22 protein-coding genes and 1 pseudogene are annotated in these 22,869 nt (G+C 65.1%); 9 read left to right on the plus strand and 14 right to left on the minus strand.

The genetic code is table 11. The features are described from left to right. Positions 1 to 28 precede the first annotated feature (28 nt). Both RM2_RS06205 and RM2_RS06210 read left to right on the plus strand, forming a co-directional pair. A pseudogene (locus tag RM2_RS06205) lies at positions 29 to 1,342 on the plus strand (ISL3 family transposase). A gap of 560 nt (positions 1,343 to 1,902) precedes the next feature. Then, positions 1,903 to 3,417 (plus strand): MFS transporter, encoded by a 1,515-nt coding sequence (locus RM2_RS06210; RefSeq protein ID WP_072688135.1) that lies wholly within the window; start codon positions 1,903 to 1,905, stop codon positions 3,415 to 3,417. Positions 3,418 to 3,426: 9 nt separating this feature from the next. Here the strand turns inward: RM2_RS06210 and RM2_RS06215 are convergent, their stop codons facing one another. Both RM2_RS06215 and RM2_RS06220 read right to left on the minus strand, forming a co-directional pair. Beyond that, complete coding sequence (locus RM2_RS06215; RefSeq protein WP_072687975.1) at positions 3,427 to 3,918, minus strand: general stress protein; 492 nt, start codon at positions 3,916 to 3,918, stop codon at positions 3,427 to 3,429. Positions 3,919 to 3,985: 67 nt separating this feature from the next. Continuing rightward, positions 3,986 to 4,948 carry an HpcH/HpaI aldolase/citrate lyase family protein gene (locus tag RM2_RS06220; RefSeq protein ID WP_072687976.1) on the minus strand — a complete coding sequence of 321 codons (963 nt, stop codon included), beginning with the start codon at positions 4,946 to 4,948 and terminating at the stop codon, positions 3,986 to 3,988. 71 nt (positions 4,949 to 5,019) lie between these two features. Here RM2_RS06220 and RM2_RS06225 point away from each other — a divergent pair, with 71 nt between their 5' ends. From RM2_RS06225 to RM2_RS06245, 5 genes are all read left to right on the plus strand, one after another. Then, on the plus strand, positions 5,020 to 6,291 hold the full coding sequence (locus RM2_RS06225) for a magnesium transporter MgtE N-terminal domain-containing protein (RefSeq protein WP_072687977.1): 1,272 nt from the start codon (positions 5,020 to 5,022) through the stop codon (positions 6,289 to 6,291). Beyond that, positions 6,288 to 6,809, plus strand: a complete 522-nt coding sequence (locus RM2_RS06230) for a DUF1003 domain-containing protein (RefSeq protein ID WP_072687978.1) — start codon at positions 6,288 to 6,290, stop codon at positions 6,807 to 6,809. The genes RM2_RS06225 and RM2_RS06230 overlap by 4 nt, the downstream gene beginning before the upstream one ends. Positions 6,810 to 6,923: 114 nt before the next feature. After that, positions 6,924 to 8,039 carry a lytic transglycosylase domain-containing protein gene (locus RM2_RS06235; protein ID WP_072688136.1) on the plus strand — a complete coding sequence of 372 codons (1,116 nt, stop codon included), beginning with the start codon at positions 6,924 to 6,926 and terminating at the stop codon, positions 8,037 to 8,039. Positions 8,040 to 8,202: 163 nt separating this feature from the next. Further along, positions 8,203 to 9,069, plus strand: coding sequence for a lytic transglycosylase domain-containing protein (locus tag RM2_RS06240; RefSeq protein ID WP_072687979.1), 867 nt, complete (start codon positions 8,203 to 8,205; stop codon positions 9,067 to 9,069). Between the two features lie 23 nt (positions 9,070 to 9,092). Continuing rightward, positions 9,093 to 10,229, plus strand: coding sequence for an Mrp/NBP35 family ATP-binding protein (locus RM2_RS06245; RefSeq protein WP_072687980.1), 1,137 nt, complete (start codon positions 9,093 to 9,095; stop codon positions 10,227 to 10,229). A gap of 34 nt (positions 10,230 to 10,263) precedes the next feature. On the opposite strand, the gene tatB is transcribed toward RM2_RS06245, so the two are convergent. From tatB to sigE, 4 genes are all read right to left on the minus strand, one after another. Further along, positions 10,264 to 10,692 carry a Sec-independent protein translocase protein TatB gene (gene tatB / locus RM2_RS06250; protein WP_072687981.1) on the minus strand — a complete coding sequence of 143 codons (429 nt, stop codon included), beginning with the start codon at positions 10,690 to 10,692 and terminating at the stop codon, positions 10,264 to 10,266. A gap of 75 nt (positions 10,693 to 10,767) precedes the next feature. After that, positions 10,768 to 12,288, minus strand: a complete 1,521-nt coding sequence (locus RM2_RS06255; RefSeq protein WP_072687982.1) for a S1C family serine protease — start codon at positions 12,286 to 12,288, stop codon at positions 10,768 to 10,770. Between the two features lie 94 nt (positions 12,289 to 12,382). After that, complete coding sequence (locus RM2_RS06260; protein WP_072687983.1) at positions 12,383 to 12,739, minus strand: zf-HC2 domain-containing protein; 357 nt, start codon at positions 12,737 to 12,739, stop codon at positions 12,383 to 12,385. A gap of 16 nt (positions 12,740 to 12,755) precedes the next feature. Beyond that, the gene (gene sigE / locus RM2_RS06265; protein WP_072687984.1) at positions 12,756 to 13,388 is read right to left on the minus strand and encodes an RNA polymerase sigma factor SigE; all 633 of its coding nucleotides are present in this window, start codon (positions 13,386 to 13,388) and stop codon (positions 12,756 to 12,758) included. A 284-nt stretch (positions 13,389 to 13,672) separates the two neighbouring features. Here sigE and RM2_RS06270 point away from each other — a divergent pair, with 284 nt between their 5' ends. Continuing rightward, positions 13,673 to 14,311: an O-methyltransferase gene (locus RM2_RS06270; RefSeq protein WP_072687985.1), complete on the plus strand. Its 639-nt coding sequence runs from the start codon at positions 13,673 to 13,675 to the stop codon at positions 14,309 to 14,311. A gap of 39 nt (positions 14,312 to 14,350) precedes the next feature. On the opposite strand, the gene glgC is transcribed toward RM2_RS06270, so the two are convergent. Then, positions 14,351 to 15,565 (minus strand): glucose-1-phosphate adenylyltransferase, encoded by a 1,215-nt coding sequence (gene glgC / locus RM2_RS06275; protein WP_072687986.1) that lies wholly within the window; start codon positions 15,563 to 15,565, stop codon positions 14,351 to 14,353. A 121-nt stretch (positions 15,566 to 15,686) separates the two neighbouring features. On the opposite strand from glgC, the gene glgA reads away from it, so the two are divergent. Next, the gene (gene glgA / locus RM2_RS06280) at positions 15,687 to 16,856 is read left to right on the plus strand and encodes a glycogen synthase (RefSeq protein WP_072688137.1); all 1,170 of its coding nucleotides are present in this window, start codon (positions 15,687 to 15,689) and stop codon (positions 16,854 to 16,856) included. A 28-nt stretch (positions 16,857 to 16,884) separates the two neighbouring features. On the opposite strand, the gene RM2_RS06285 is transcribed toward glgA, so the two are convergent. The 7 genes from RM2_RS06285 to RM2_RS06315 form a co-directional block, all read right to left on the minus strand. Continuing rightward, positions 16,885 to 17,727: a putative RNA methyltransferase gene (locus tag RM2_RS06285; protein ID WP_072687987.1), complete on the minus strand. Its 843-nt coding sequence runs from the start codon at positions 17,725 to 17,727 to the stop codon at positions 16,885 to 16,887. 88 nt (positions 17,728 to 17,815) lie between these two features. Beyond that, positions 17,816 to 17,983, minus strand: a complete 168-nt coding sequence (locus RM2_RS06290) for a DUF3117 domain-containing protein (protein WP_003936084.1) — start codon at positions 17,981 to 17,983, stop codon at positions 17,816 to 17,818. Between the two features lie 148 nt (positions 17,984 to 18,131). Next, positions 18,132 to 18,707 (minus strand): DNA-3-methyladenine glycosylase I, encoded by a 576-nt coding sequence (locus RM2_RS06295; RefSeq protein ID WP_072687988.1) that lies wholly within the window; start codon positions 18,705 to 18,707, stop codon positions 18,132 to 18,134. Next, the gene (locus RM2_RS06300) at positions 18,704 to 19,015 is read right to left on the minus strand and encodes a DivIVA domain-containing protein (protein ID WP_072687989.1); all 312 of its coding nucleotides are present in this window, start codon (positions 19,013 to 19,015) and stop codon (positions 18,704 to 18,706) included. The genes RM2_RS06295 and RM2_RS06300 overlap by 4 nt, the downstream gene beginning before the upstream one ends. Positions 19,016 to 19,095: 80 nt before the next feature. Continuing rightward, a complete protein-coding gene (locus RM2_RS06305) occupies positions 19,096 to 20,046 on the minus strand; it encodes a glucosyl-3-phosphoglycerate synthase (protein ID WP_072688138.1) in 951 nt (316 codons plus the stop codon). 5 nt (positions 20,047 to 20,051) lie between these two features. After that, complete coding sequence (folP, locus tag RM2_RS06310) at positions 20,052 to 20,951, minus strand: dihydropteroate synthase (RefSeq protein ID WP_072687990.1); 900 nt, start codon at positions 20,949 to 20,951, stop codon at positions 20,052 to 20,054. 90 nt (positions 20,952 to 21,041) lie between these two features. Next, positions 21,042 to 22,817, minus strand: a complete 1,776-nt coding sequence (locus RM2_RS06315; protein WP_072687991.1) for a long-chain-acyl-CoA synthetase — start codon at positions 22,815 to 22,817, stop codon at positions 21,042 to 21,044. Positions 22,818 to 22,869 lie beyond the last annotated feature (52 nt).

Below are 22,869 nucleotides of genomic sequence, written 5' to 3' on the forward strand. Positions count from 1 at the left end.
TACCGCATCCGAGACCACCGCAGGACCCATCACTGACACTACCGGCCTTGTCGCCGACACCATCTGCCGCACCGTCGAGTTGGGGGTGACGATCACCGGCGCCGCGATCGCCGAGGCTATGACCCACATCGAATACCGGCCGGTCGAGACGGATCCGACGTGCCCGGTGTGCGGTCAGGCAGGGCGACTGCGCGATCACGTCGACCGGGTGTTGACGGATCTGCCGGTGGTGGGGCATCCGACCCGGCTGCGGGTGCGCCTGCCCCGGTTCACCTACGTCAACGATGACTGTGAGGTGAGGGTCTTCCGGCAGCGCATCGACCGGGTCGCCGCCCCGACGGCTACGACGACTCGGCGGTGTGCCCGCTGGATTCTGCAACGTCTCGCGATCGACAAGATGTCGGTGTCCGCGGTCGCCCGAGCGCTCGGGCTGGGGTGGAATACGGTGAACGCGTTGGCGGTGTCGCTGACCCGCGGGATCGTCTTCGACCGGCCCGGTCACCTCGACGATGTGCGCCATCTGGGGGTCGATGAGCACAAGTGGAAACATTGCCGCGGCCGCGGCGATCCCGGGTTCGTGACCGGTACCGTCGACCTGACCGGCGGTGATCGACGGCACCGGCCCGGCCCGGTTGCTCGACATGGTGGCAGGGCGCTCCGCGGCCGTGCTCACCGGCTGGCTCGACGCCCGTGACCAGCGGTTCCGGGACCGGGTGCGGGTGGTGGTGATGGACGGGTTCACCGGCTACCGCACCGCCACAGCGACGTCGCTGCCCGCGGCGCGGGCGGTTTTGGACCCGTTCCATGTGGTGCACCTGGCCGCCGAGAAACTCACCGTGTGCCGGCAACGGATCCAGCAGGACACGTGCGGGCATCGGGGCCGGTCCGGTGATCCGCTGTACGGGATCCGCCGGATTCTGCTGACCCGAAGCGGGCTGCTCACCGACAACAGAGGACGAAGCTCGCCGCGACCCTCGCGGCCGATGACGCGCACGTCGCGGTCGAGGTCACCGCCTGGTGCTATCAGGACCTCATCGCCGCCTACGACAGCCCGAACCGCCGCGCCGGGAAGCTGACGATGTTCAAGTGCCTCACACGAATCCGAACCGGGCTGCCGAAAGGACTCGAAGAACTCGCCCAGCTCGGCCGCAGCCTGTGGCGACGCCGCCACGAGATCCTCGCCTACTTCGACGTCGGCGTCTCCAACGGACCCGTCGAGGCCATCAACGGGCGCCTCGAACACCTGCGTGGTATCGCCCTAGGATTCCGCAACCTCGACCACCACATCTTGCGGTCACTGATCCACTCCGGACAGCTTCAGGAACGAATCAACGCACTCTGAATCGTGAACAGCCAGAAATGCCCATAAACGGGTAGCGATTGAATTCGAGATTCCGCATTCACAGATCGTCAGATGACGCGGGGCAATGTCGCATTCGGCCCGAAACTGTACTCACCCAATACTTCACGATCCGAGCGACGTCGAGTTCCCGGCGAGGTCGACTATTGAGTCTAGCCGTGATCATGTCCAGGTCGCCCTGGGTGAAAGCGCGCAGGTCAGCATTCTTGCGCAGATACTGCCGCAAACAACCCGTTCGAATTCTCGTTCGTTCCGCGTTGCCACGGAGTGTGGGTAGCGCAAGAATGCGCCAGCATGTCGAGTGCTGCGGTGACGCACTCATGCTCAGCCAACTTCCGTCCCCGATCCCACGTCAGCTACCGACGCAGATCGGCAGACAGTTACCCTCCCGAACGAGTGAGCAACGACTGGTGTGCCGGCGTCGCGCGCCCCAACGCCCGGTTTGACATGCGCCCAGACCCCACCGCTACCACCCTTCGTTAGTTCGCCCCAGTACCGTGTTGCCCTGGCACGACGTTCAGAACCCACTACAGGAGGACCCATTGGCCATCGGATCGAAACCCGCGGCCAAAGGGCTCCTACCCGTCATGTGCTTCGCCGTAATGATTGTCGCCGTTCTCCAGACGCTGGTGGTGCCGATCGTCGGGACCATCGGAACGCAGCTCGGGGTCGGCCCCACCGCGGTGGGATGGCTCCTCACCGCAAACCTCCTCGCCGCCGCCACCGCGACGCCCGTCCTGGGCCGGCTCGCGGATCTGCACGGCAAACGACCGGTCCTGCTCGGTGTGCTCACGGTTGCGCTGTTGGGGTCGGTCATTGGCGCGCTCTCGACGTCCATGGGTGTGCTGATTTTTGCCCGCGTGCTGCAGGGAGTCTCGTTCGCACTGTTCCCCATCGGCATCGCCGTCCTGCGTGACGAACTCCCCCCGGCAAAGCTGACCGGTGCAATGGGGATACTCTCCGGCACTCTCGGTTTCGGCGGGTGCTTCGGTATTGTCCTCACCGGCGTTCTGGTCTCCGACGGAGCCGACTTCCACCGGGTCTTCTGGCTCTCCTCCGCCATCACTGCGGTCGGACTCGTCCTCGTCTGGTTCGCGATCCCCCGACGACCGCGCAGCGGCGCGGGTTCCATCGACTGGATCGGCGCGGTCGGCCTAGCCGTCGGCCTCGTTCTCGTTCTGCTGCCGCTCGCCGAAGGCGGCACCTGGGGCTGGGCCTCGCCGGTCACAATCGGCAGCGGCCTCGCCGGAATCCTGGTCCTCGTCGGCTGGTTCCTCTATGAACGCGAGACCGCAGATCCGCTCGTTGCGCCCCGACTGCTTACCAGCCCGCCGGTGCTCGTCACCCACCTCGCCGCGCTCGTCGTCGGCATGTCGCTGTTCGTGATGTTTCTGGGCAGTTCGTATTTCGTGCAGACCCCACGCGAAATCGCGGGATACGGATTCGGGGCCACAGTACTCGAGGCCGCCGCCGTGTACCTGCTCCCGGGTGCTATCAGCGGGGTGATCGCATCGATTCTCAGCGGAAGGCTGATCCACCGCTTCGGTTCCCGGGTTGTCCTCATTGCCGCGAGCGTCATCGGCGTTGCCGGGTTCACGCTGTTCATTCTCGCCCACGACCGCACCTGGGAAGTGATCACCGCAGTCCTGCTGGTCAATACGTACATCAGTCTGGCGTACGCGTCGCTTCCGTCGCTGCTTGTCGCGGAGGTCCGCCAGGAAGAGACCGGCGTCGCGAACAGCATCAACTCCATCGCCCGATCCGTGGGCAGTTCATTCGCCAGCGCCCTGCTGGCGACCCTTCTCGCCGGCATCACCCTGACCGGAACCGACATCCCTACCGAATCCGCCTATGTCATCGCGTTCATCGTCGGCGCGGTTGCCTCCGCACTGGCCGGTCTGCTCCCACTCTTCGGCATCACCCGCCTGATCCGCACCCCCTCCCACGAGGAAGAAGATGAGGTCCACGCGACCGTTCTCGCCGCCGAATGGGGCACTGTCAGTGGCCTCGGCGGCGCGAACACCACCCCCATACGAGAGAACGACAGTGCGTTGTAACGGTGCAGATCAGAGCGCCAGCCTGGCCAGCATGTCCCTGGCGGTCTCTGCCGACTTCGGCTCGCACAGCACGTCGTAACGCCCCGCGACCAGTTGCATCGTGGACGCGAAGTCCCGGGTCCCCCGCGTCGCCGCATACGGGATCAAGGTGGAGATCAGCCCGAAGATGATGCCGCCGACAATGCCCACTGCCAGCGGCGCCACGAACCCGCCCGTGACGATGCCCAGCAGCAGACCGAAGAACACGCCAAGCCATGCGCCCGAAACAATGCCTCCACCAATAACTTTCGCCCAGGTAAGACGCCCGAGGACGCGCTCGACCTGCATGAGGTTCACACCGACGATGGTGACGTCCTCTACCGAGAACTCCTGATCGGAGAGGTAGTCGACGGCGCGCTGCGCCTCCGCGTACGTTGGGTACGAACCGATGGGCCAGCCTGTGGGGGGTTCCGGCAGTGCCCCACGCCGCGCCCCGCTGGACTGTCCGAGTGGATTCGTCATCGTAGCCTGATCTCCTTGTGTAATTCTTTCAGGACCGGTCCTGTGAGAACCATTCTGCCTGCCGCGGCTAGCCCGCGTCAGGCCGTACGAAATCCGTGTTCCTCTTCATCCCCGCTGCGCGTCCCTTGGCGGAGATCACAAGCGCCATCTTCCTGCTCGCCTCGTCGATCATCTCGTCACCGAGCATCACCGCGCCGCGACCGCCACCGGCCGCGGAAGTGTGGAACTCGTACGCGTCCAGGATCAGTTCAGCCCGGTCGTAGTCGCCCTGTCGGGGGCTGAACACTTCGTTGGCGGCCTCGATCTGAGTGGGATGCAGCACCCACTTTCCGTCGAAGCCAAGTGCTGCGGTGCGCTGGGCCGAGCGCCGGAATGCCTCGATGTCACGAATCTGCAGGTAGGGACCGTCGATGGCCTGCACTCGGTGCGCGCGGGCAGCCAGCAGAATCGTCATCAAGATGTGGTGGTAGGCATCACCTCGGTCGTACCCGTCCGGTTGCTCACCGACGACGAGTGTGCGCATGTTGATGCTCGCCATGAAATCGGCCGGACCGAACACCAGGGTCTGCACGCGCGGGCTTGCCGTCGCGATCGCGTCGATGTTGGTGAGCCCGATCGCATTTTCGATCTGGGGCTCGATGCCGATCCGACCGACCTCGAGTCCGTTGGCCTTCTCGATTTGGGTCAGCAACAGGTCAAGAGCCTGAACATGGCTGGCGTCCGGCACTTTTGGCAAGAGGATTGCGTCGAGGTCGGCACCGGCGCGCCCGACGACCTCTACGACGTCGGCGTAGGTCCACTCGGTAGTCCAGTCGTTGACCCGCACCACCTTGATCTGGTCTCCCCACCCGTCCTCGGCGAGGGCATCGGCCACCGTGGCGCGGGCCTCCTGCTTGGCGAGCGGCGCCACCGCGTCCTCCAGGTCGAGAAAGATCTCGTCCGCGGGTAACCCCTTGGCTTTGTCGATCATCTTGCGACTGCTGCCCGGAACCGCGAGAACCGATCGCCGTGGCCTGTACACAGAACTCATGACAGACGATCCTCCACTTTCACAGGTGCTCGATTGCCGGAATCTCCGTTCGAGGAATTAGCCTGACAATCATGGCAGCTGCGAACAAGGTATTTGCAGCCAGGCTGGCCGGCCTGGTGGTGCTCGGCCCCGACGGCGAGTCGATCGGCCGGGTGCGGGACGTAGTCGTCACCGCCCGCATCGGCCGTCAGCAACCCCGGGTACTCGGACTGGTCATCGAATTATTCACGCGCAAACGCATCTTCGTTCCCATGCTGCGCGTCACGGCGGTCGAACCGGGTTCGGTGACACTTACGACGGGCAACGTCAGCCTGCGGCGGTTCACTCAGCGTCCGGGTGAGGTTCTAGTGCTCGCGCAGGTACTCGATTCCCGCGTGCGCGTGGACGACCCGGACATGGAGGAACTGCATGGAGCCGACACTGTTGTGGTCGACCTCGGAATCGAACTCACCCGCAGCCGCGACTGGGTGGTGTCGAAAGTAGCCGTACGCAGGCACCGAGGGCGTCTCGGCAGGCGCACGGCCATCCATATCGTGGATTGGCAGCACGTACAGGGGCTCACCCCGACGGATCTGTCGATGCCGGGGCAGGGCGTCGCGGCACTGCTGCTGCAATACGAGGACATGCGGCCGGTAGATGTGGCCAACGCGATGCGCGAACTGCCCGACAAGCGCAGGCACGAACTCGCGGTCGCCCTCGACGACGAACGACTCGCCGACGTGGTCCAGGAACTGCCCGCCGACGATCAGACCGATCTACTCATGCACCTCGAGGTGGAACGGGCCGCCGACCTCCTCGAGGCCATGGATCCCGACGACGCCGCCGACCTCCTCGGCGAACTACCCGAACCTGAAGCCGAGTCGCTGCTGCAGTTGATGGACCCGCAGGACTCCGAACCGGTCCGCCGGCTTCTCGAGCACTCACCCGACACGGCCGGTGGCCTGATGACCCCCGAACCCGTGGTACTGACCGCTTCCACCACTGTGGCGGAGGCTCTGGCACGGGCCCGCAATTCCGACGTCACCCCCGCGCTGGCGAGCATGGTGTTCGTGGTCCGGCCGCCGACCGCCACGCCGACGGGCCGCTATCTCGGCTGCGTCCACCTGCAGAAACTTCTGCGGGAGCCACCGGCCAGCCTGGTCGGTGGCTTGCTCGACACAGGCCTGCCCCGCCTCGCGGCTGACGACTCGCTGGCCTCGGTCACGCGGTATTTCGCGAGCTACAACCTTGTGTGCGGGCCGGTCGTCGACGACGAGGGCCACTTGATCGGCGCAGTCACCGTCGACGACGTCCTGGACCATCTCCTCCCAGAGGACTGGCGAGAAGAGGAGATCGACCAATGAGCGAGAAGGCACCCAGCGCGGCAGCCCGCAACCTTTCCGACCGGCAGCGCCTCGACACGCCCCGCGGAACTCACCGCTTCCGGCTCACCTACGACGTCGAGGCGGTCGGTCGAGCCAGCGAGAGGTTCGCACGCTTCCTGGGCACCGGACGCTACCTGATGATCCAGACGATAATCGTCATTATTTGGGTGGCCCTCAACATCTTCGCCATCAACCTGCAGTGGGACCCGTACCCGTTCATCCTTCTGAACCTGGCCTTCTCCACCCAGGCCGCCTACGCCGCTCCGTTGATCCTGCTGGCCCAGAACCGCCAGGAGAACCGCGACCGCGTCTCCCTCGAGGAAGACCGCTCACGAGCCGAACAGACGAAGGCGGACACCGAGTTCCTGGCGCGGGAACTTGCCGCCCTGCGCATCGCAATCGGCGAGGTCGCCACCCGCGACTACCTGAGGCGCGAACTCGACGAGATCAGGATCCTGCTGGCCGACGATGACGCCATCCGCAACCGACGCCAATGAGCGTCTGCCAGTCCACGCAAACTCCGGCAGCGACAATCACGCATAGGTAACGTCACTCACATCTTCTCGAATGTAAGACGCGTGCAGGCGAACAGCGCCGCAGGGGGTGGTCGAGTGCGGATTCGTGGACCGTTGATGCTGGCAGTCCTCACGGCGGGCGCTGTCGCCACTCTCGGTTCTTCGTCCGGCAGTTCTTCGATCGACGACTCGCGGACAGGCACGACCGTCCTGGTGTCCTCCGTCGGAAGGATGGCTGTCACGTCGGCCACAGACACGCTCGGAACCGCACAACACGCCGCGTACCTCCCGCCGTCGAGACTGCTGGCACCGACGCCTCGGGTCGTTAGGTCACAACGCGCAGCCCCCCCGCCGCCTGTACCAATCGCGACAAGCCCCGTCTCGCCCAACTCCGCGTTCGGTTCAGGGCTCATCGCGGCGCCCGTTATCCTGAGTGCCCTCGGCATACCGGAGATCGAACTCAACGCCTACCGGGCCGCCGAACTCGTGATGATGGCGGAGATTCCGCGTTGCGGGCTGCCTTGGCATCTGCTGGCGGGTATCGGCCGCGTCGAATCGGGCCATGCCGGGGGCGGCCGGACCGACTCGATCGGCACCACACTCACCCCGATCCTGGGGCCTGTTCTCGACGGACGACTGGCCGGAAACGCGGTCATCCGCGACACCGACGGCGGTGCCATGGACGGGGATCCTCTGCACGATCGTGCAGTCGGTCCGATGCAGTTCATTCCGTCAACGTGGGCCAAGTACGCGTCGGACGGGAACGCGGATGGTGTGAGCGATCCCAACAACGTGTTCGACTCTTCGCTGGCGGCGGGCCGGTACCTGTGCTCGGGTGGACTCGACCTCCGCGATGCACGTCAGAAGGCTGGGGCGGTGCTCCGCTACAACAACTCGGCCGCCTACGTGTCAGATGTCATCACCTGGTCGAACGCCTACAAGAACGGTCAAACTCCGTCTCCGGGTCAACTGACCGACATTGCCGCGGAGGAATCTGATCTCGCCGACGATCTCGCGACGACGCCGTCCACACCCGATTCCGCCCCTCCTCCAACGCCGCCTCCTCCTGCGCTCCTGAATCCCGGGTTTCCCGGCCTTCCCGTGCTGCCGCAGTTGCCATGTCTGATTTTTTGTCCGCCGACCGAACCTGCACCCGCTTCCCCCGAACTCGTGGTTCCCGCCCCCGCCGCCGCCTCCGGGGCACCCCGGTAGTTCATCCCACTCAGGAACTCAACCGTCGGACCGCGCCGAAGAAGTCCTTCCCCACGCGCAAACCCTCTAATCACGGTTAGATAACAATTTGATATCAGATCGGGTAGCCTCGGTTCCGCAAATCGAACGGAACACCCCTGACGGGGTCGCAGGAGGCACTCGAATGGGACGGCACAACAAGAAGGCGGATTCCCGGAACCGTCGCAACTCGGTCATCTCGCTCACCGTGCTCGTCCCCGTCGGGCTTGTCACCGCTGCCACCGCAACAGGCGCCGCACCGGAGTTCCCGTTCCGCACCAAGAGTTCCGTGTCCGGGTCGGCACAGGCCATCCCCCACCCTGCCGACGCCGCCACCACTGGGAGCACCACCGGTGAGGCGGCCGCCGAATCCGTGTTCACGGTGGAGCAGACCCCGGCCCCGGTGGCATCACCGCCCGTACAGGCCACTCCTCCACTGCCGACGAGCGTCGCACAGGGCGCCCTCGGCATCCCGGTCGTCAACGTTGCGGCATACCAGAACGCGGAGCGCGTTCTCGCGGTCGGACAACCCGGTTGCAACATGTATTGGACACTCATCGCAGGAATCGGGCGCGTCGAGTCCACCCATGCCTACGACGGCGAGACCGACCACAACGGCGACATGCTCGTTCCCGTCCTCGGCCCGCTTCTCGACGGTTCGCTCGCCGGAAACAGCGTCATCCCCGACACCGACGGCGGCGCACTGGACGGCGATCCTGACTACGACCGAGCGGTCGGACCGACACAGTTCCTGCCCGAGACGTGGACTCGCTACGCTGCCGACGGCAACGGTGACGGCGTCGCAGATCCGCAGAACCTGTTCGATTCCGCCCTCACCACTGGCAAGTACCTGTGCGACGGCGAATTGGACGTTCGCGATCCGATTCAGGCAGCCGAGGCTGTGTACCGCTACAACAACTCGTCCGCCTACGTAGCGAACGTATTGGCCTGGTCCGCCGGATACGCGAGCGGTATCACTCCCGTGGCCTCGGACCTGCCGAGCATCCACTGAGCATTCATCCTTACCATTGATACATGTCAGTCCTGAGCGAGTCCTCTGTACGTAGCGCACTGTCGCGCGTCCAGGATCCCGAAATCCGGAAGCCGATCACCGAACTCGGGATGGTCAAGAGCATCGACATCGCCGACGACGACAGCGTCGACATCGCGATCTACCTGACCACCGCAGGCTGTCCGATGCGGACCGAGATCACCGACCGCGTCACCAAAGCAGTGGCGGACGTTCCCGGAGCGGGCGCTATCCGCGTCGAACTCGACGTGATGAGCGACGAACAGCGCACCGAACTCCGGAAATCGCTGCGCGGGGACTCGGCCGAACCTGTGATCCCCTTCGCTCAACCAGGCTCGCTGACCCGCGTATACGCGGTCGCGTCCGGCAAGGGTGGCGTCGGCAAGTCGAGCATCACCGTCAACGTCGCCGTCGCACTGGCCTCCCGCGGACTGTCGGTCGGCGTGCTCGACGCCGACATCTACGGACACTCCGTACCTCGCATGCTCGGCACCGACGCCAAGCCCACGCAGGTGGAACGAATGATCATGCCTCCCGTCGGACACGATGTGAAGATGATCTCCATCGCCCAGTTCACGCAAGGCAATACCCCGGTTGTGTGGCGTGGACCGATGCTGCACCGAGCGCTGCAACAGTTCCTCGCCGATGTCTTCTGGGGCGACCTCGACATCCTGCTGCTCGACCTGCCCCCCGGCACCGGCGACGTCGCGATCTCCGTCGCGCAACTGATCCCGGGCGCGGAGATCCTCGTCGTCACCACCCCGCAGCAAGCAGCGGCCGAGGTGGCCGAGCGCGCGGGCGCCATCGCACTGCAGACCCGTCAGCGCATCGTCGGCGTCGTGGAGAACATGTCGTGGATGGATCTGCCGGACGGTACTCGGATGGACATCTTCGGTTCCGGCGGCGGGCAGGCTGTCGCCGACCGCCTCACAAAAGCCGTCGGCGCGAAGGTGCCGCTTCTCGGCCAGATCCCATTGGAGCAAGCGGTCCGTGAGGGCGGAGACGGTGGACTTCCCATCGTTCTCGGCCATCCGGATTCTCCGGCCGCGACGGCACTACGCGAGGTCGCGGACAAACTGGCCGTGCGCAAGCGCGGACTTGCCGGAATGTCGTTGGGGATCGACACCACCCGCCACCTCTGACCTACGCGGCGCTGACCTAGATGGCGTCTCTGACCTAGGTGGCGTCGAGGTCGATAGGGGGGCGCTCGCCTGCCGTCAGCGGCTTGTTCTGCGGGGCGGTGGGAGTGGAGGGGTCGGCGCTCACGGCCTTGGTCCCGGGAGTCTTCTTGATCGTGCCGCCACTCGGCTTGTCGAAGTTGCCGGTCAAGATCGAATCGTCACCGTCGAGGAGATGTTTGGTGATGACGGTACGCGGCGACATCCCACGTAGCTGATTGAGATCTGCCAGCGGCTTGCGGAGGTCGTCGAATTCCGGACCGAGTTCATCCTTGAGTTGCTGGCTTGCGCCGGTCGCATACTCACGGACCTGCTTCAGCGATCTCGTTACCCAAGTGACCGCACCCGGAAGCCGCTCCGGTCCCAAGATGACCAGAGCTGCGACGAAGAGGACCATGAACTCGCCCCAACCAATGTTGCCGAACACGTGGTCAGCTTACTGTGCCGGTAGGGTTCGTGCCCAGGGGAAAAAGCGATCTAAATTTCACAACAGCCTCTCGTTTCAATCGGAAACCGGGGTGACGTCAACGTCCACGGTTCTGCCTTGCCGGATCAGTTGAACCGTGACGGGCTCGCCGATCGTCTGCAGGTTGATGGCGACGACGAGTTCGTCGGCACTGGTGACCATACGGTCGCCGACCTTGATGATCACGTCGTTCTCGACGATCCTTGCCTGCGCGGCCGGGCTGCCCGTGTGCACGTTGGCCACCTGGGCGCCGCTGGTGTTGTCGTTGACCACGGTACGGGCGTTGACCCCGATTTCCGGGTGATGCATCTGCCCATCTCGAATGAGGGTCTGCGCGACGGTTGTCACGTCGTCGATGGGAATCGCAAAGCCGAGGCCGACTGATCCTCCCGACTCGCTGAGCATGGCCGTGTTGATGCCGATCACCCGGCCCGTGTCGTCCACGAGCGCGCCACCAGAGTTGCCGTGGTTGATGGCGGCGTCCGTCTGGACGGCGTCGATCACGGCGTTCGTGTCGGAACCCTCGCCGGACAGTCGCAGCGGCCGGTGCAGGGCGCTGACGATGCCGCGGGTGACGGTCTTGCTGAGTCCGAGAGGCGATCCGACGGCGACGACATCCTCACCTACCTGCACATCGCCGGACTTGCCGAGTTGCGCGACCGTCAGGTTGTCGGCGGAGACCTTGAGAACAGCCAGATCCGTCTTAGGGTCGCGGCCGACGATCTGCGCCTCTACTTTGGTCCCGTCCGAGAAGATCACCTGAATCTTGCCACCGTCGGGCGCAGTGGCCGCAGCGGAGATGACGTGATTGTTGGTGACGATGTAGCCGGCGCCGTCGATGACGACACCCGAACCGGTACTGCCCTGATCACCGATCGCCACCTGGATGGATACCACGGCAGGCAGGACAGCATCCGCGACCCGCGCGACTGCGGACTGTCCGAGGTCCTCGCCGCCGCCCTGAACGAGAGTGACGCTCCGACTGGTGAGCGAACTGCGATCGGCCGTGACCACGGCGGCGAGAAGACCACCAACGAGACCGATAGCCAGTGCGACTGCGCCCAGTACGACGAGTGCCTTCGGCGCGACCTTGCCGCCGAACAAGACTTCCCGCGCGCTGATGACGGAAGCGACCGGCCGCGAACGCTCCTCGGTGTGAAGTGCGGGCGAGCCGAGTTCCACCCCCGCTTCGGGATCACGCCAGGGATCGGTGGGCGGAGCCGTGTCCACCCGGGGCGCGGCCACGCCGCGGGGATCGCGCTGGATAGTGTCGGTATCGCCCTCGGGACGACCGAAGGCCTCGGCGAGCAGGGGGTCGGGCGGACCGATCTGGACGCGGGGTTCGTCCGTACGTCTGACATCCGGCGGAGCGAAGGAGCCGGTGACGCCGCCGGGGCGGCCGAACACCCGACTGAACGCTGCCTCGATTCTCGGCCTATAGACGGGTCGGGGATCGAGCCGGGGTGCGTCGTGCGGGCGCAAAGCGCCTGAGGTTTCCGCTGTGGGAGCCTCGGACCCAGCCGCACCGGAATCCGAATTCCTGTAATCCGCCGTCACGCTGTCGTGCCCCCCTCATGTGCGTCAGTCACATGCCCCAGTATCACCGATGACTCGGCGAACGCGAATACCGCCGCCCTTGCCCGGAATGCGCTCAACGGCGCCAACGCCGAGACCAGAGACGGCTCGTGATCGAATACTGGCTCGTGACCGGCGCGTCGAGAGTGTGTCCGTCGAACGGGGAATTGTCGCCGGGATCACCCTGAGTGGGAATCTGACTCAGCAGACCCAGGAGGCCCGAGGGCATTGCGACGTCGCCGCCACCGCGCAGTGCACGTCGCGCCTGCTGCTGAGCATCGACATCGAACACACACTCCGGGCAGATCGACAGATGGTGGGCTGCGCGGAGATAGGCGGACATGCCGAGTTCGCCGTCGACGTAGGCGGCAATCGCCTCACTCGCCAAGTGCTCAGTGGAGCCGAATTGGCGAGATACGTGCCCCTGCGTCATTCGTCCCTCCTGATAGCTACCCGACGCCGATCTGATCGGAGTCAACCCTTCCGTTCACCGCTAGATGATCACGCAGAGCCTGCCTGCCACGGTGGATCCGGCTACGTACGGTTCCGAGTTTCACACCCAGTGTGGCACCGATCTCCTCATATGACAGACCTTCGATGTCACACAGTACGACCGCGGCGCGAAACTCCGGCGCCAACGAGTCGAGTGCTGCCTGCAGATCCGCGTCGAGGCGGGCGTCGTGGTAGATCTCCTCAGGGTTCGGGCGGTCGGAGGGAACCCGGTCGTAGTCCTCTGGCAGTGCTTCCATGCGGATCCGGTTGCGTCGTCGGACCATGTCGAGGAACAGATTGGTGGTGATGCGGTGCAACCAGCCCTCGAACGTCCCGGGCTGGTAGTCGGACAGAGAACGAAACACCCGGATGAACGTGTCCTGAGTGAGATCCTCAGCGTCCTGAGCATCGCCGGACAACCGGTAGGCCAATCGGTAGACGCGGTCGCCGTGTTCGCGGACGAGTTCGTCCCACGACGGCATCGCCGACTCTTCGCCGGTGGCGTCGAACACTGCGGTGCCTGTCAGCTCGGCGTTCGACACCTGCTGATCGGTGTTGTTCTCGGCTGGAACCATCGTGTGGTTGTTCATTCGAATCAGAAGGATCCTTCTACTCAGGACCGCAGATCGCAGGACGTTGTGTGAGCGTTAACGCACCGAGGCCGGGATTTGTTCCCAAACTCTCGGAGTTCTGCTCGGTCAGCGCGATCTCCCCGTCAGGTGGCCTTACTGGTCTGACGTCCGACCCACTCTGTCCCATTGCGATATGCGTGCCGTGTGAGCAGGCTGAGATACTCCTGAGAATTCGGACAAAGTGGTCGCCGCATTATCGTCGAGCGCGCCTCGCATAGGTGATGACGAGACCCGATAGCCTCATGAGCGTGCAGACTAACGCCGAACGGATACTCACCCACGCCGAAGGGGCTGTCGGTGAAGACGAGGCCCTGAGTGCGGCCAGGGAACGGGCGGACGACCTCGGCGCCGCACCGGTGCCTCCAGCGGTCGGCGCTGCTCTCGCCTTGTTCGCCCGCATGCTGGACGCCAAGACGGTCGTCGAGATCGGAACCGGCGCCGGTGTGAGCAGCTTGTGGCTACTCCGCGGTATGCGCGAGGACGGCGTCCTCACCACGATCGATAGCGAGCCCGAACACCAGCGGGCTGCGAAGCAGTCGTTCCGGGCCAACGAAATCGCCGCAGCCCGGACCCGGCTCATCAACGGCCGGGCACTCGACGTCCTGCCGCGACTCGCCGACGAAGCATACGATCTGGTCTTCGTGGACGGCGCACCCGTCGACCACCCGCACTACGTGCGCGAGGGCGTCCGACTCCTGCGTCCAGGCGGCGTCATCGTGCTGCACAACGCCCTACACGGAGGTCGCGTGGTGGATCCGAGCATGCGTGACGCCACGACCGTCGCGGTCCGAGAGGCCGCCAAGGCTCTTGCCGGGGACGAGCAGTTGATTCGTGTGTTCCTGCCGATCGGCGACGGCATGCTCTGCGCGTCCAAGCTCTGAGCGTCCAAGCTCTGCGCGTCAGGCCCCGAGACTCTCGAACTAGATCCACACACCCTTGCCGATGGCTACGACTCCGCCGTTGCTGATCGCGAAGCGTTGCCTGTCGCGCTCGAGGTCGACGCCGATGATCTCGCCGTCGCCGACGACCACATTCTTGTCGAGGATGGCGCGGCGCACCACCGCCCCCTTGCCTATGCGCACACCCGGCATGAGGACGCTGCCCTCCACGGTGGCACCGTCGTCGATCATGACGTTGGAGCTGAGAACGGAGTTGCGCACGGTCGCCGCGGACAGGATGCACCCGGCCCCGACCACCGATTCCTGAGCGAGTCCGCCCTTCACGAACTTGGCGGGCGCCAGGTTCTCGGCCGCACCGCGGATCGGCCAGCGACGGTTATACAGGTTGAAGATCGGATGGACCGAGACGAGGTCCATGTGGGCGTCGTAGAACGCGTCGAGCGTTCCCACGTCCCGCCAGTACCCTCGGTCGCGATCGGTGGCCCCGGGGACAACGTTGTCTTTGAAGTCGTATACCGACGCGGCGCCCGCCTCGACGAGCGCAGGAATGATGTCGCCGCCCATGTCGTGGTCGGAGTCGGAGTTCTCCGAGTCGGCCCTGATGGCGTCGACGAGCACCTTGGTGGTGAACACGTAGTTACCCATCGACGCGAACGTCGCATTGGGGTCATCCGGGGTTCCCGGCGGATGGGCCGGCTTCTCGAGGAACTGGACGATACGGCCGGATTCGTCGCTGTCTATGCACCCGAACGCAAACGCCTCGCTGCGCGGGACGCGGATGCCGGCCACCGTCACTCCGGCACCCGAATCGATGTGGTGCCGAACCATTTGCTCAGGGTCCATCCGATACACATGGTCGGCGCCGAACACAACGATGTACTCGGGGTCCTCGTCGTACACGAGGTTCAGCGATTGCAGGATCGCGTCGGCACTGCCGGTGTACCAACGCGGTCCAAGACGCTGCTGCGCGGGAACGGGAGTGATGTACTCCCCCGCGAACCCGGACAGACGCCACGTCTGAGAAATGTGGCGGTCCAACGAGTGCGACTTGTACTGGGTCAGAACGCACAGACGGAGATACCCCGCATTGACCAAATTACTGAGCACGAAATCGATCAAGCGGTAGGCGCCTCCGAACGGCACCGCAGGCTTCGCTCTGTCCGCCGTCAGCGGATAGAGACGTTTGCCCTCGCCGCCGGCGAGCACGATTCCAAGCACATGTGGCTGGCTCCTCACCCTGCCAACCTATCCGGCGACCCCATCTCCCGCCAGCAAAGCACCCAGTCAATGTTTCTCCGGAGTCCCACGCTGTTCGCGAGCGGTGGCGGGAATCAGCTCGGACGGTAACGTTGAGCGCGTGCGGGTGGCAATGATGACCAAGGAATATCCACCGGAGATCTATGGCGGTGCGGGTGTGCACGTCACCGAACTGATTGCTCAGTTGAAGCAATTGTGCAAGGTGGACGTGCACTGTATGGGTGCTCCACGCGCCGATGCAGCGGTACACGCACCGGATCCGGCGCTGACGAGTGCCAATCCCGCAATCGCGACTTTGTCCGCCGAGTTGCACATGGCCGATGCCGCAGTCGGCGCCGACGTCGTGCACTCCCACACTTGGTATACCGGCCTGGCCGGTCACCTGGCGGCCGCGCTGTACGACGTGCCCCACGTCCTCACCGCACACTCCCTCGAACCGCGAAGACCATGGAAGGCCGAACAACTCGGCGGTGGCTACCGCATCTCCTCGTGGTCCGAACGCAACGCGATGGAACACGCCGACGCCGTGATCGCCGTGAGCGCGGGGATGCGACTCGACGTCCTCGACGCATATCCATTTATCGACCCGTGCCGGGTTCACGTGGTGCGCAACGGAATCGACACATCCGTCTGGCATGCCGGGCCTGCAGCCGCGGGGCAGTCCACCCTGGCGAGGATCGGCATCGATCCAGGCAAACCGGTGGTGGCATTCGTCGGGCGCATCACCCGGCAGAAGGGCGTCAGCCACCTGATCGCCGCCACACACCATTTCTCGCCCGACATCCAGTTGGTCCTGTGTGCAGGCGCACCCGACACCCCCGAGATCGCCGCCGAGACGGAGAGTGCGGTCGCCGACCTCGCCGCACATCGCGGCAACGTGTTCTGGGTCCGGGAAATGCTCCCCACCGAACAGGTGCGGGAACTGCTGTCGGCTGCAACTGTTTTCGTCTGCCCGTCGGTATACGAACCGCTGGGCATCGTAAACCTCGAGGCCATGGCCTGTGAGACCGCGGTCGTGGCGTCCGACGTCGGCGGCATCCCCGAGGTGGTGCAGGATGGCGTCACCGGCCGTCTGGTGCACTACAACTCCTATGAACCCGAGGCGTTCGAACAGTCGCTTGCCGAGGCGGTCAACGCAATTGCCTCCGATGTCGCCACCGCCACAGCCATGGGCCAAGCCGGGCGTGCGCGAGCGATCGCCGACTTCTCCTGGGCAGCTGTCGCGCAGCAAACCCTCGACGTCTACCAAGACGCATTGTCCCGCCGCTGAGCGTCGCCCTCGGAGCCGTCAGAGCCGTTCAGAGCCGGGTGTAGGTGGCCACCGTCACCGACGCAGTAACCGGAGACTGCTGCGGCAACGCCGCGATCGAGGCCGCGACGCGGTCCGGGGTGAGGTGCCGCGCGGACGGTCCCATCCCGACCAGGCGCGTCACGTCCAGGTGCGACAACGACATCGGGTACTCCGCCGCCACGTGGGCGGTGCGCTCGAACCTCCCGGACATCGCCGCCCCGAGTCGCTCGACCTTTCGGTCGTCTACACGGACCATGCCGAGAAGTTCCACCAACTCACCGAGGTGTCGATCCGTGGGAGTGAGCACCACCAGGGAGCCACGCTGCGACAGCACCCGGTGCGCCTCGTCGGCGTTGCGCGGCGCGAACACACACAACACATGGCTGAGCACATGGTCGCGTACCGGCAGGTGCTGCCACGCGTCTGCAACCACCGCTCCCGCGCGCGGATGCGCCCGGGCGATCCGGCGAGCCGCATACTTCGACACGTCGAGTCCGATTCCACGACCGGACGGGACGGCATCGAGAACCCTCGCCAGATAGTGACCCGTACCCGCGCCGATCTCCATGATCCGAAGATCTCCGTCCGGTTCTGCACCCGACGCAACCGCGCCGGCCACAGCGTCCATTAACGGGTCGAATCTGCCGCTGCCGAGGAAGTCCGCACGTGCGGCAATCATTTCGGTGCTGTCTCCGTCGAACTTACCGCCGGCCCCTGTCATCAGACTCACGTAGCCCTGACGGGCCACGTCGAAGCTGTGGCCGATGTCGCAGAGGATGGCGCCCTCGTCCAGTTCCACGCGCGCCTGGCACTGAGGGCAGGCCAGCAGATCGGTCACGTCGGACAGCACGAACGTTCACCTCTCGGTTTCGGACACGGCACAGGCCCCGCGCCGAGAACGGCGACGGGGCCTGTCCCGCGAGGTTTTCCGTACTCGGCTAGCTAGTGACGCCCTTGAGCTCTTCACCGAGTGCAGCAGCTTCCTCTGGGGTGAGCTCGACAACCAGACGTCCACCACCTTCGAGGGGAACCCGCATGACGATTCCTCGTCCCTCTTTGGTTGCTTCGAGGGGACCGTCTCCGGTCCGGGGCTTCATGGCCGCCATCCTCTGCTCCCTCCAGATCTGCGCTGCTACTTGCGCCTCGACAAATGTTGGTACCCCGCCAACACTCGGCGAGGCTTGTGATGTCCATTCTTCCCTATGGACCGGAATATCGGTAACCTGAGTCACGATTAGCCGGATCCACGTCAGTTCAGCGAGTGGTCGGGACCCAGCAGTCGGCCACATGGTCGTCGACCATCCCGGTCGCCTGCATGAGCGCATAGGCAGTTGTAGGACCCACGAACTTGAAGCCTCGGCGCTTCAATTCCTTCGCCATCGATGCGGACTCCTCAGTCGTGGCCGGCACATTGTTCATGGTCGCAAGCCTGCTTGTGCGCGGCGGTGGAGCGAACGACCACAGTAGGGTGTCCAGGTCGGTGTCCGACAACTCCAGAACCGCCCGCGCGTTGGTCACCGAAGCTTCGATCTTCGCCCGGTTCCGCACGATCGACGCGTCCGCGAGCAGTCGCTCCACGTCCGCTTCCGTGTACCGCGCGACGGCCTCCGGATCGAAACCAGCGAACGCGGCACGGAACGCGGCACGTTTACGCAGGATCGTGATCCACGACAGTCCCGACTGGAATGCTTCGAGGCACAATCGCTCATACAACTCGTCACGTCCGTGCAGAGGGCGACCCCACTCGTCGTCATGGTAGTCGCGGTACAGCCGAGAACCGTCCGTATCGATGGCCCACCCGCACCGCACGCGACCGTCGGATCCCGTCACTGCGCGTCACCCGGACGATCAGATCGGTCGGCGATCGTCGCCAACTGCTCACGCAGCGAATCGATTTCGTGGCCAAGCTGCGACAGCGCCCAGTCGACCTCGCTCGCCTTGTACCCCCGCAGAGTCTGCTGGAATCGCAACGCCTCGACGTCGGCACCCGTCACGCCCTCGGCGGGCAGGGCCGTGAGCGTGGTGCCCGGCGGGAGCGGCTCGAGTTCCTCGGAACGACCGAAGACTGCACTTGCTGCGAGAAACAGCATCGCACCGACCAACGCCATCACAAGCAGATAGAGCAGGGCTGTCACCATGCTCCGATCCTGTCACGAGCATCCGACAACGTCGACGAGCAGTGGTCGCGCGGCAACAACCAGGTCGCACAGCGACGGGGTCAGGGGCGCACCGTATTCATCGGCGGACGGTCAGCCAGCGCGACCTCCGTCGTCGTCGGGATGAAGGAGTCGCCGTCCACCGAGAACTGGGTCAGACCCGCACCGGAGTCCGGTACACCGCAGCGGCGCATCATCGTGCCGATGATCTGCCTGCTCATCACCCCGAGTTCGGACAGCGGACGGTTGCGGTGCTTGCGCACACCGAGGTTGACCTGGCCGATCGCGCCGAGACCCAAGCGGTGGTAGGTGTCGAGTAGCAGTCCGATCTCAACGCCGTAGCCGGGGGCGAAAGGAATCGATGACAGCAACTCCCGAGTACCCGCGTACTCACCGCCCAGGGGCTGCAGCACGCTCGTCAACTCGGGCCGCAGAGACGCCAGCATCGGGCGCGCCACCAACTCGGTAACGCGCCCGCCGCCGTTGGCGTCCTCCGTACCACCCAGTCGGAGGGGACGGCGGTAGTAGCCCTTCACGAGGTGGATACCGTCGACGGTCAGCAGCGGTCCGAGAAGCTTCGGAACGAACGCCGGATCAGGGTTGATCAGATCCGCGTCGACAAAGACGATCAGGTCGCCGGTGCACGCGGCGACAGATCGCCACAACACCTCGCCCTTGCCTTCCACCGGCGGGAACGTCGGCACCGCCTGTTCCCGGCTGATCACGGTCGCGCCCGCCGCTCGCGCACGTTCCGCCGTCAGATCCGTCGAACCGGAGTCGAGCACGATCAACTCGTCGACGAGGCCCCCGAGCAACGGGTGAACGGTGTCAACCACCCCGGCAACCGTGTCCTCCTCGTCGAGCGCAGGCAGGACCACCGACACCGTCCGTCCTGCCTTCGCTCGCTCGAGTTCGGCGATGCTCCAGGAAGGCTGATCCCAACTGTTCGCCGCCGCCCAGGTGAGAGGAGTTCGCTCCCCTGCCAGCATCGTGCGGCCCGCTTGTGCTCCCATGCCGGTCATGCCAACCCCCGCACCGTGCGCAGCGGTGGGCGCCTGCCTTGAATCGCGGCCACCATGTCCACCACCCGGCGCGTCGGGGCAACCTCGTGCACACGGAAGACGCGGGCGCCTCCGGCGGCGGCCATTGCAGTCGCTGCCAATGTGCCCTCCAGCCGCTCGACGAGATCGACACCCAGAGTCTCCCCGACGAAGTCCTTGTTACTCAGGGCCATGAGCACCGGCCAACCCGTGTTCACAAGATCTCCTACTCGGCGCAACAACTCGAGTCCGTGATACGTGTTCTTCCCGAAATCGTGGGTCGGATCGATGAGAATCGAGTCGGCAGGCACTCCCAGACTGGCCGCATTCTCGGCCGCCGCCACTACGTCCTCAAGCACGGCGGCGACGATGTCGGGGTAACGCACGCGAAACGGACGGGTCCGTGGGACGGCTCCCCCAGTGTGCGAGCAGACGATGCCCGCGCCCGTTTCGGCGGCCACCTCAACCAGCGCCGGATCGGCACCCGCCCATGTGTCGTTAATCAGGTCTGCGCCCTCGGCGCGCGCCAGCCGGGCAACGTCGCTGCGCCAGGTATCGACGCTGATGAGCAACTCCGGAAATCGCTCGCGGATCGCGGCCACGAACGGCACCACTCGCCGGGTCTCTTCGGCCGAGTCGACTACATCGCCGGGTCCCGCCTTCACACCGCCGATGTCGACGAGGTCGGCGCCCTCCGCCACTGCACGCTCGACCGCCGTCATCGCGGCGGAATCGGTGAACGTGGCACCGCGGTCGTAGAACGAGTCGGGTGTCCGGTTCACGATGGCCATCACGAGTGCACGATCGACCGCCACGGGTCGCCCGCAGAGCGTGGACGGTGGACAGTCGAGTTCGGGCGGTGGGTGTCTCTCGGCCATGCCCCAATATTGGCACGCAGCTGGTATCCCGACCCGTCGGCCACCGCCGGGTGCCGCATCAGCCCTCGTCGGTCACCGCCGGGTGCCGCATCAGCCCTTGGGGAGCGCCCCCTTCACCACCTCGTCGACGTAGCCTTCGTACGACTGCCGGTAGCCTTCACGACGCCCTGACAGCACGTGCAACGTCTCGGTGTCCTCGATGTCGTAACCTTCCTTGCGCAGTTCCACTTTTCGGCTCTTGAACGTCGACGTCTGTTCCAACGACGCGACGATACGGACGAAGAGCGGCACCGCGTACGACGGCAGTCGGCGGAACAGGAGCGCCGCCACATCCACACCGTCGAACGTCTCGTTCTCGTGCAGCATCACTGCGGCCATTCCGGCGCGGCCGTCGGCCCCTGGAATCTCGACTCCGTAGACGGCGGCGTTCTCGACCGCGGGGTGAGCGAGAAGGACGCCCTCGACCTCGGTGGTCGCGACGTTCTCCCCCTTCCAGCGGAATGTGTCGCCGAGTCTGTCGACGAATGCGACGTGCGACCATCCCTGGCGGCGAACCAGGTCTCCGGTGTCGAACCAGCAGTCGCCTGCGTCGAAGGCGTCGCGGACGAGTTTCTTGTCGGTGGCCTCAGCGTCCGTGTACCCGTCGAACGGCGTCCGATCGGTGACCTTCGCCAGCAACAACCCGACCTCGCCGGTCCGCACCTTTCGAAGCCTGCCGTCGGAGTGCCGCCTGGGCGACCCGTTCTCCTCGTCGTACTCGACCACCGCGTGCGGCAGCGGGCAGATCCCTGCCGTCCTGTCGACGTTCAGGGCGTTCACGAACGCGATGTTGCACTCGCTGGCGCCATAGAACTCGGCCACCCGCGAGATCCCGAATCGAGTGGTGAACTCGGACCAGATTTCCGGACGGAGCCCGTTCCCGACCACCAGCCGGACCGAATTGTGGCGGTCGCCGAGCCTCTCGGGCTGGTTCAGCAAGTAGCGGCACAACTCACCGATATAGGTGAATGCGGTCGCCTGGTTCAGTTCCACGTCGGCCCAAAACTTGGACGCCGAGAACTGCTTGCCCACCGCGAGTGTCGCACCCGACGCAAGCACCGCAGACAGCGACACGGTCAGTGCGTTGTTGTGATAGAGCGGCAGGCAGCAGTAGAGGGTGTCGTCGGACCGCAGTCGTACTCCCATGCTGCCGAGTCCGGCCATGCTCTTGAGCCACCGGTAGTGACTCATCCGGCTGGCCTTGGGCAATCCCGTGGTGCCGGAGGTGAAGATGTAGAAGGCGCTCTCCCTTGCCTGGATCTGTTTGCACACCTCGGGGTTGTCCACCCCGGCGGTCTCCGCGAGTAGGTCCAGATCTTCGTAGTACAGCACCGAGGACGAGCCGGGAGGACCATCGAGCGAGTCCATCGCTTCACCGCATGCCTCGGACACCACGAGCACTTCGCTGTCGAGCAGCGAAATACTGTGTGCGAGCACGTCCCCGCGCTGGTTGTGATTCAGCATTCCCGCCGCGGCACCGAGTTTGACCACAGCCAGGGCGATGAGGAGTGTCTCGGGTGAGTTCTTACCCAGGATCCCGACAACGTCGCCCCGGGACACCCCGAGATCGGCAAGCACGTGAGCGTAGCGGTTCACCCGGACGTTGGCGGCCCGGTAGCTCAGCGACTTGCCCTCGAACCTCAAGAACGTACGGCGCGGATGTGCGGCGGCAGCGTCCTGGAACACGAGCCCAATCGACTCCTTCGCATCGGGAGTCCGGATCAGTCCGCGGACGGCCTTCGCCATGCTCGGCAACTCCGGGATCATGGCCGGCAACCGCCGGGCGAGATCGACCAGGCTGATCGTGGAACGCGCTTCAGAACGCATGACATCCCCCTCAGGACCGCAGTATGAGTCAGATCACCCTACTGCATGGTAA

Source organism: Rhodococcus marinonascens NBRC 14363 (assembly GCF_001894885.1).
Taxonomy (GTDB): domain Bacteria; phylum Actinomycetota; class Actinomycetes; order Mycobacteriales; family Mycobacteriaceae; genus Rhodococcus_F; species Rhodococcus_F marinonascens.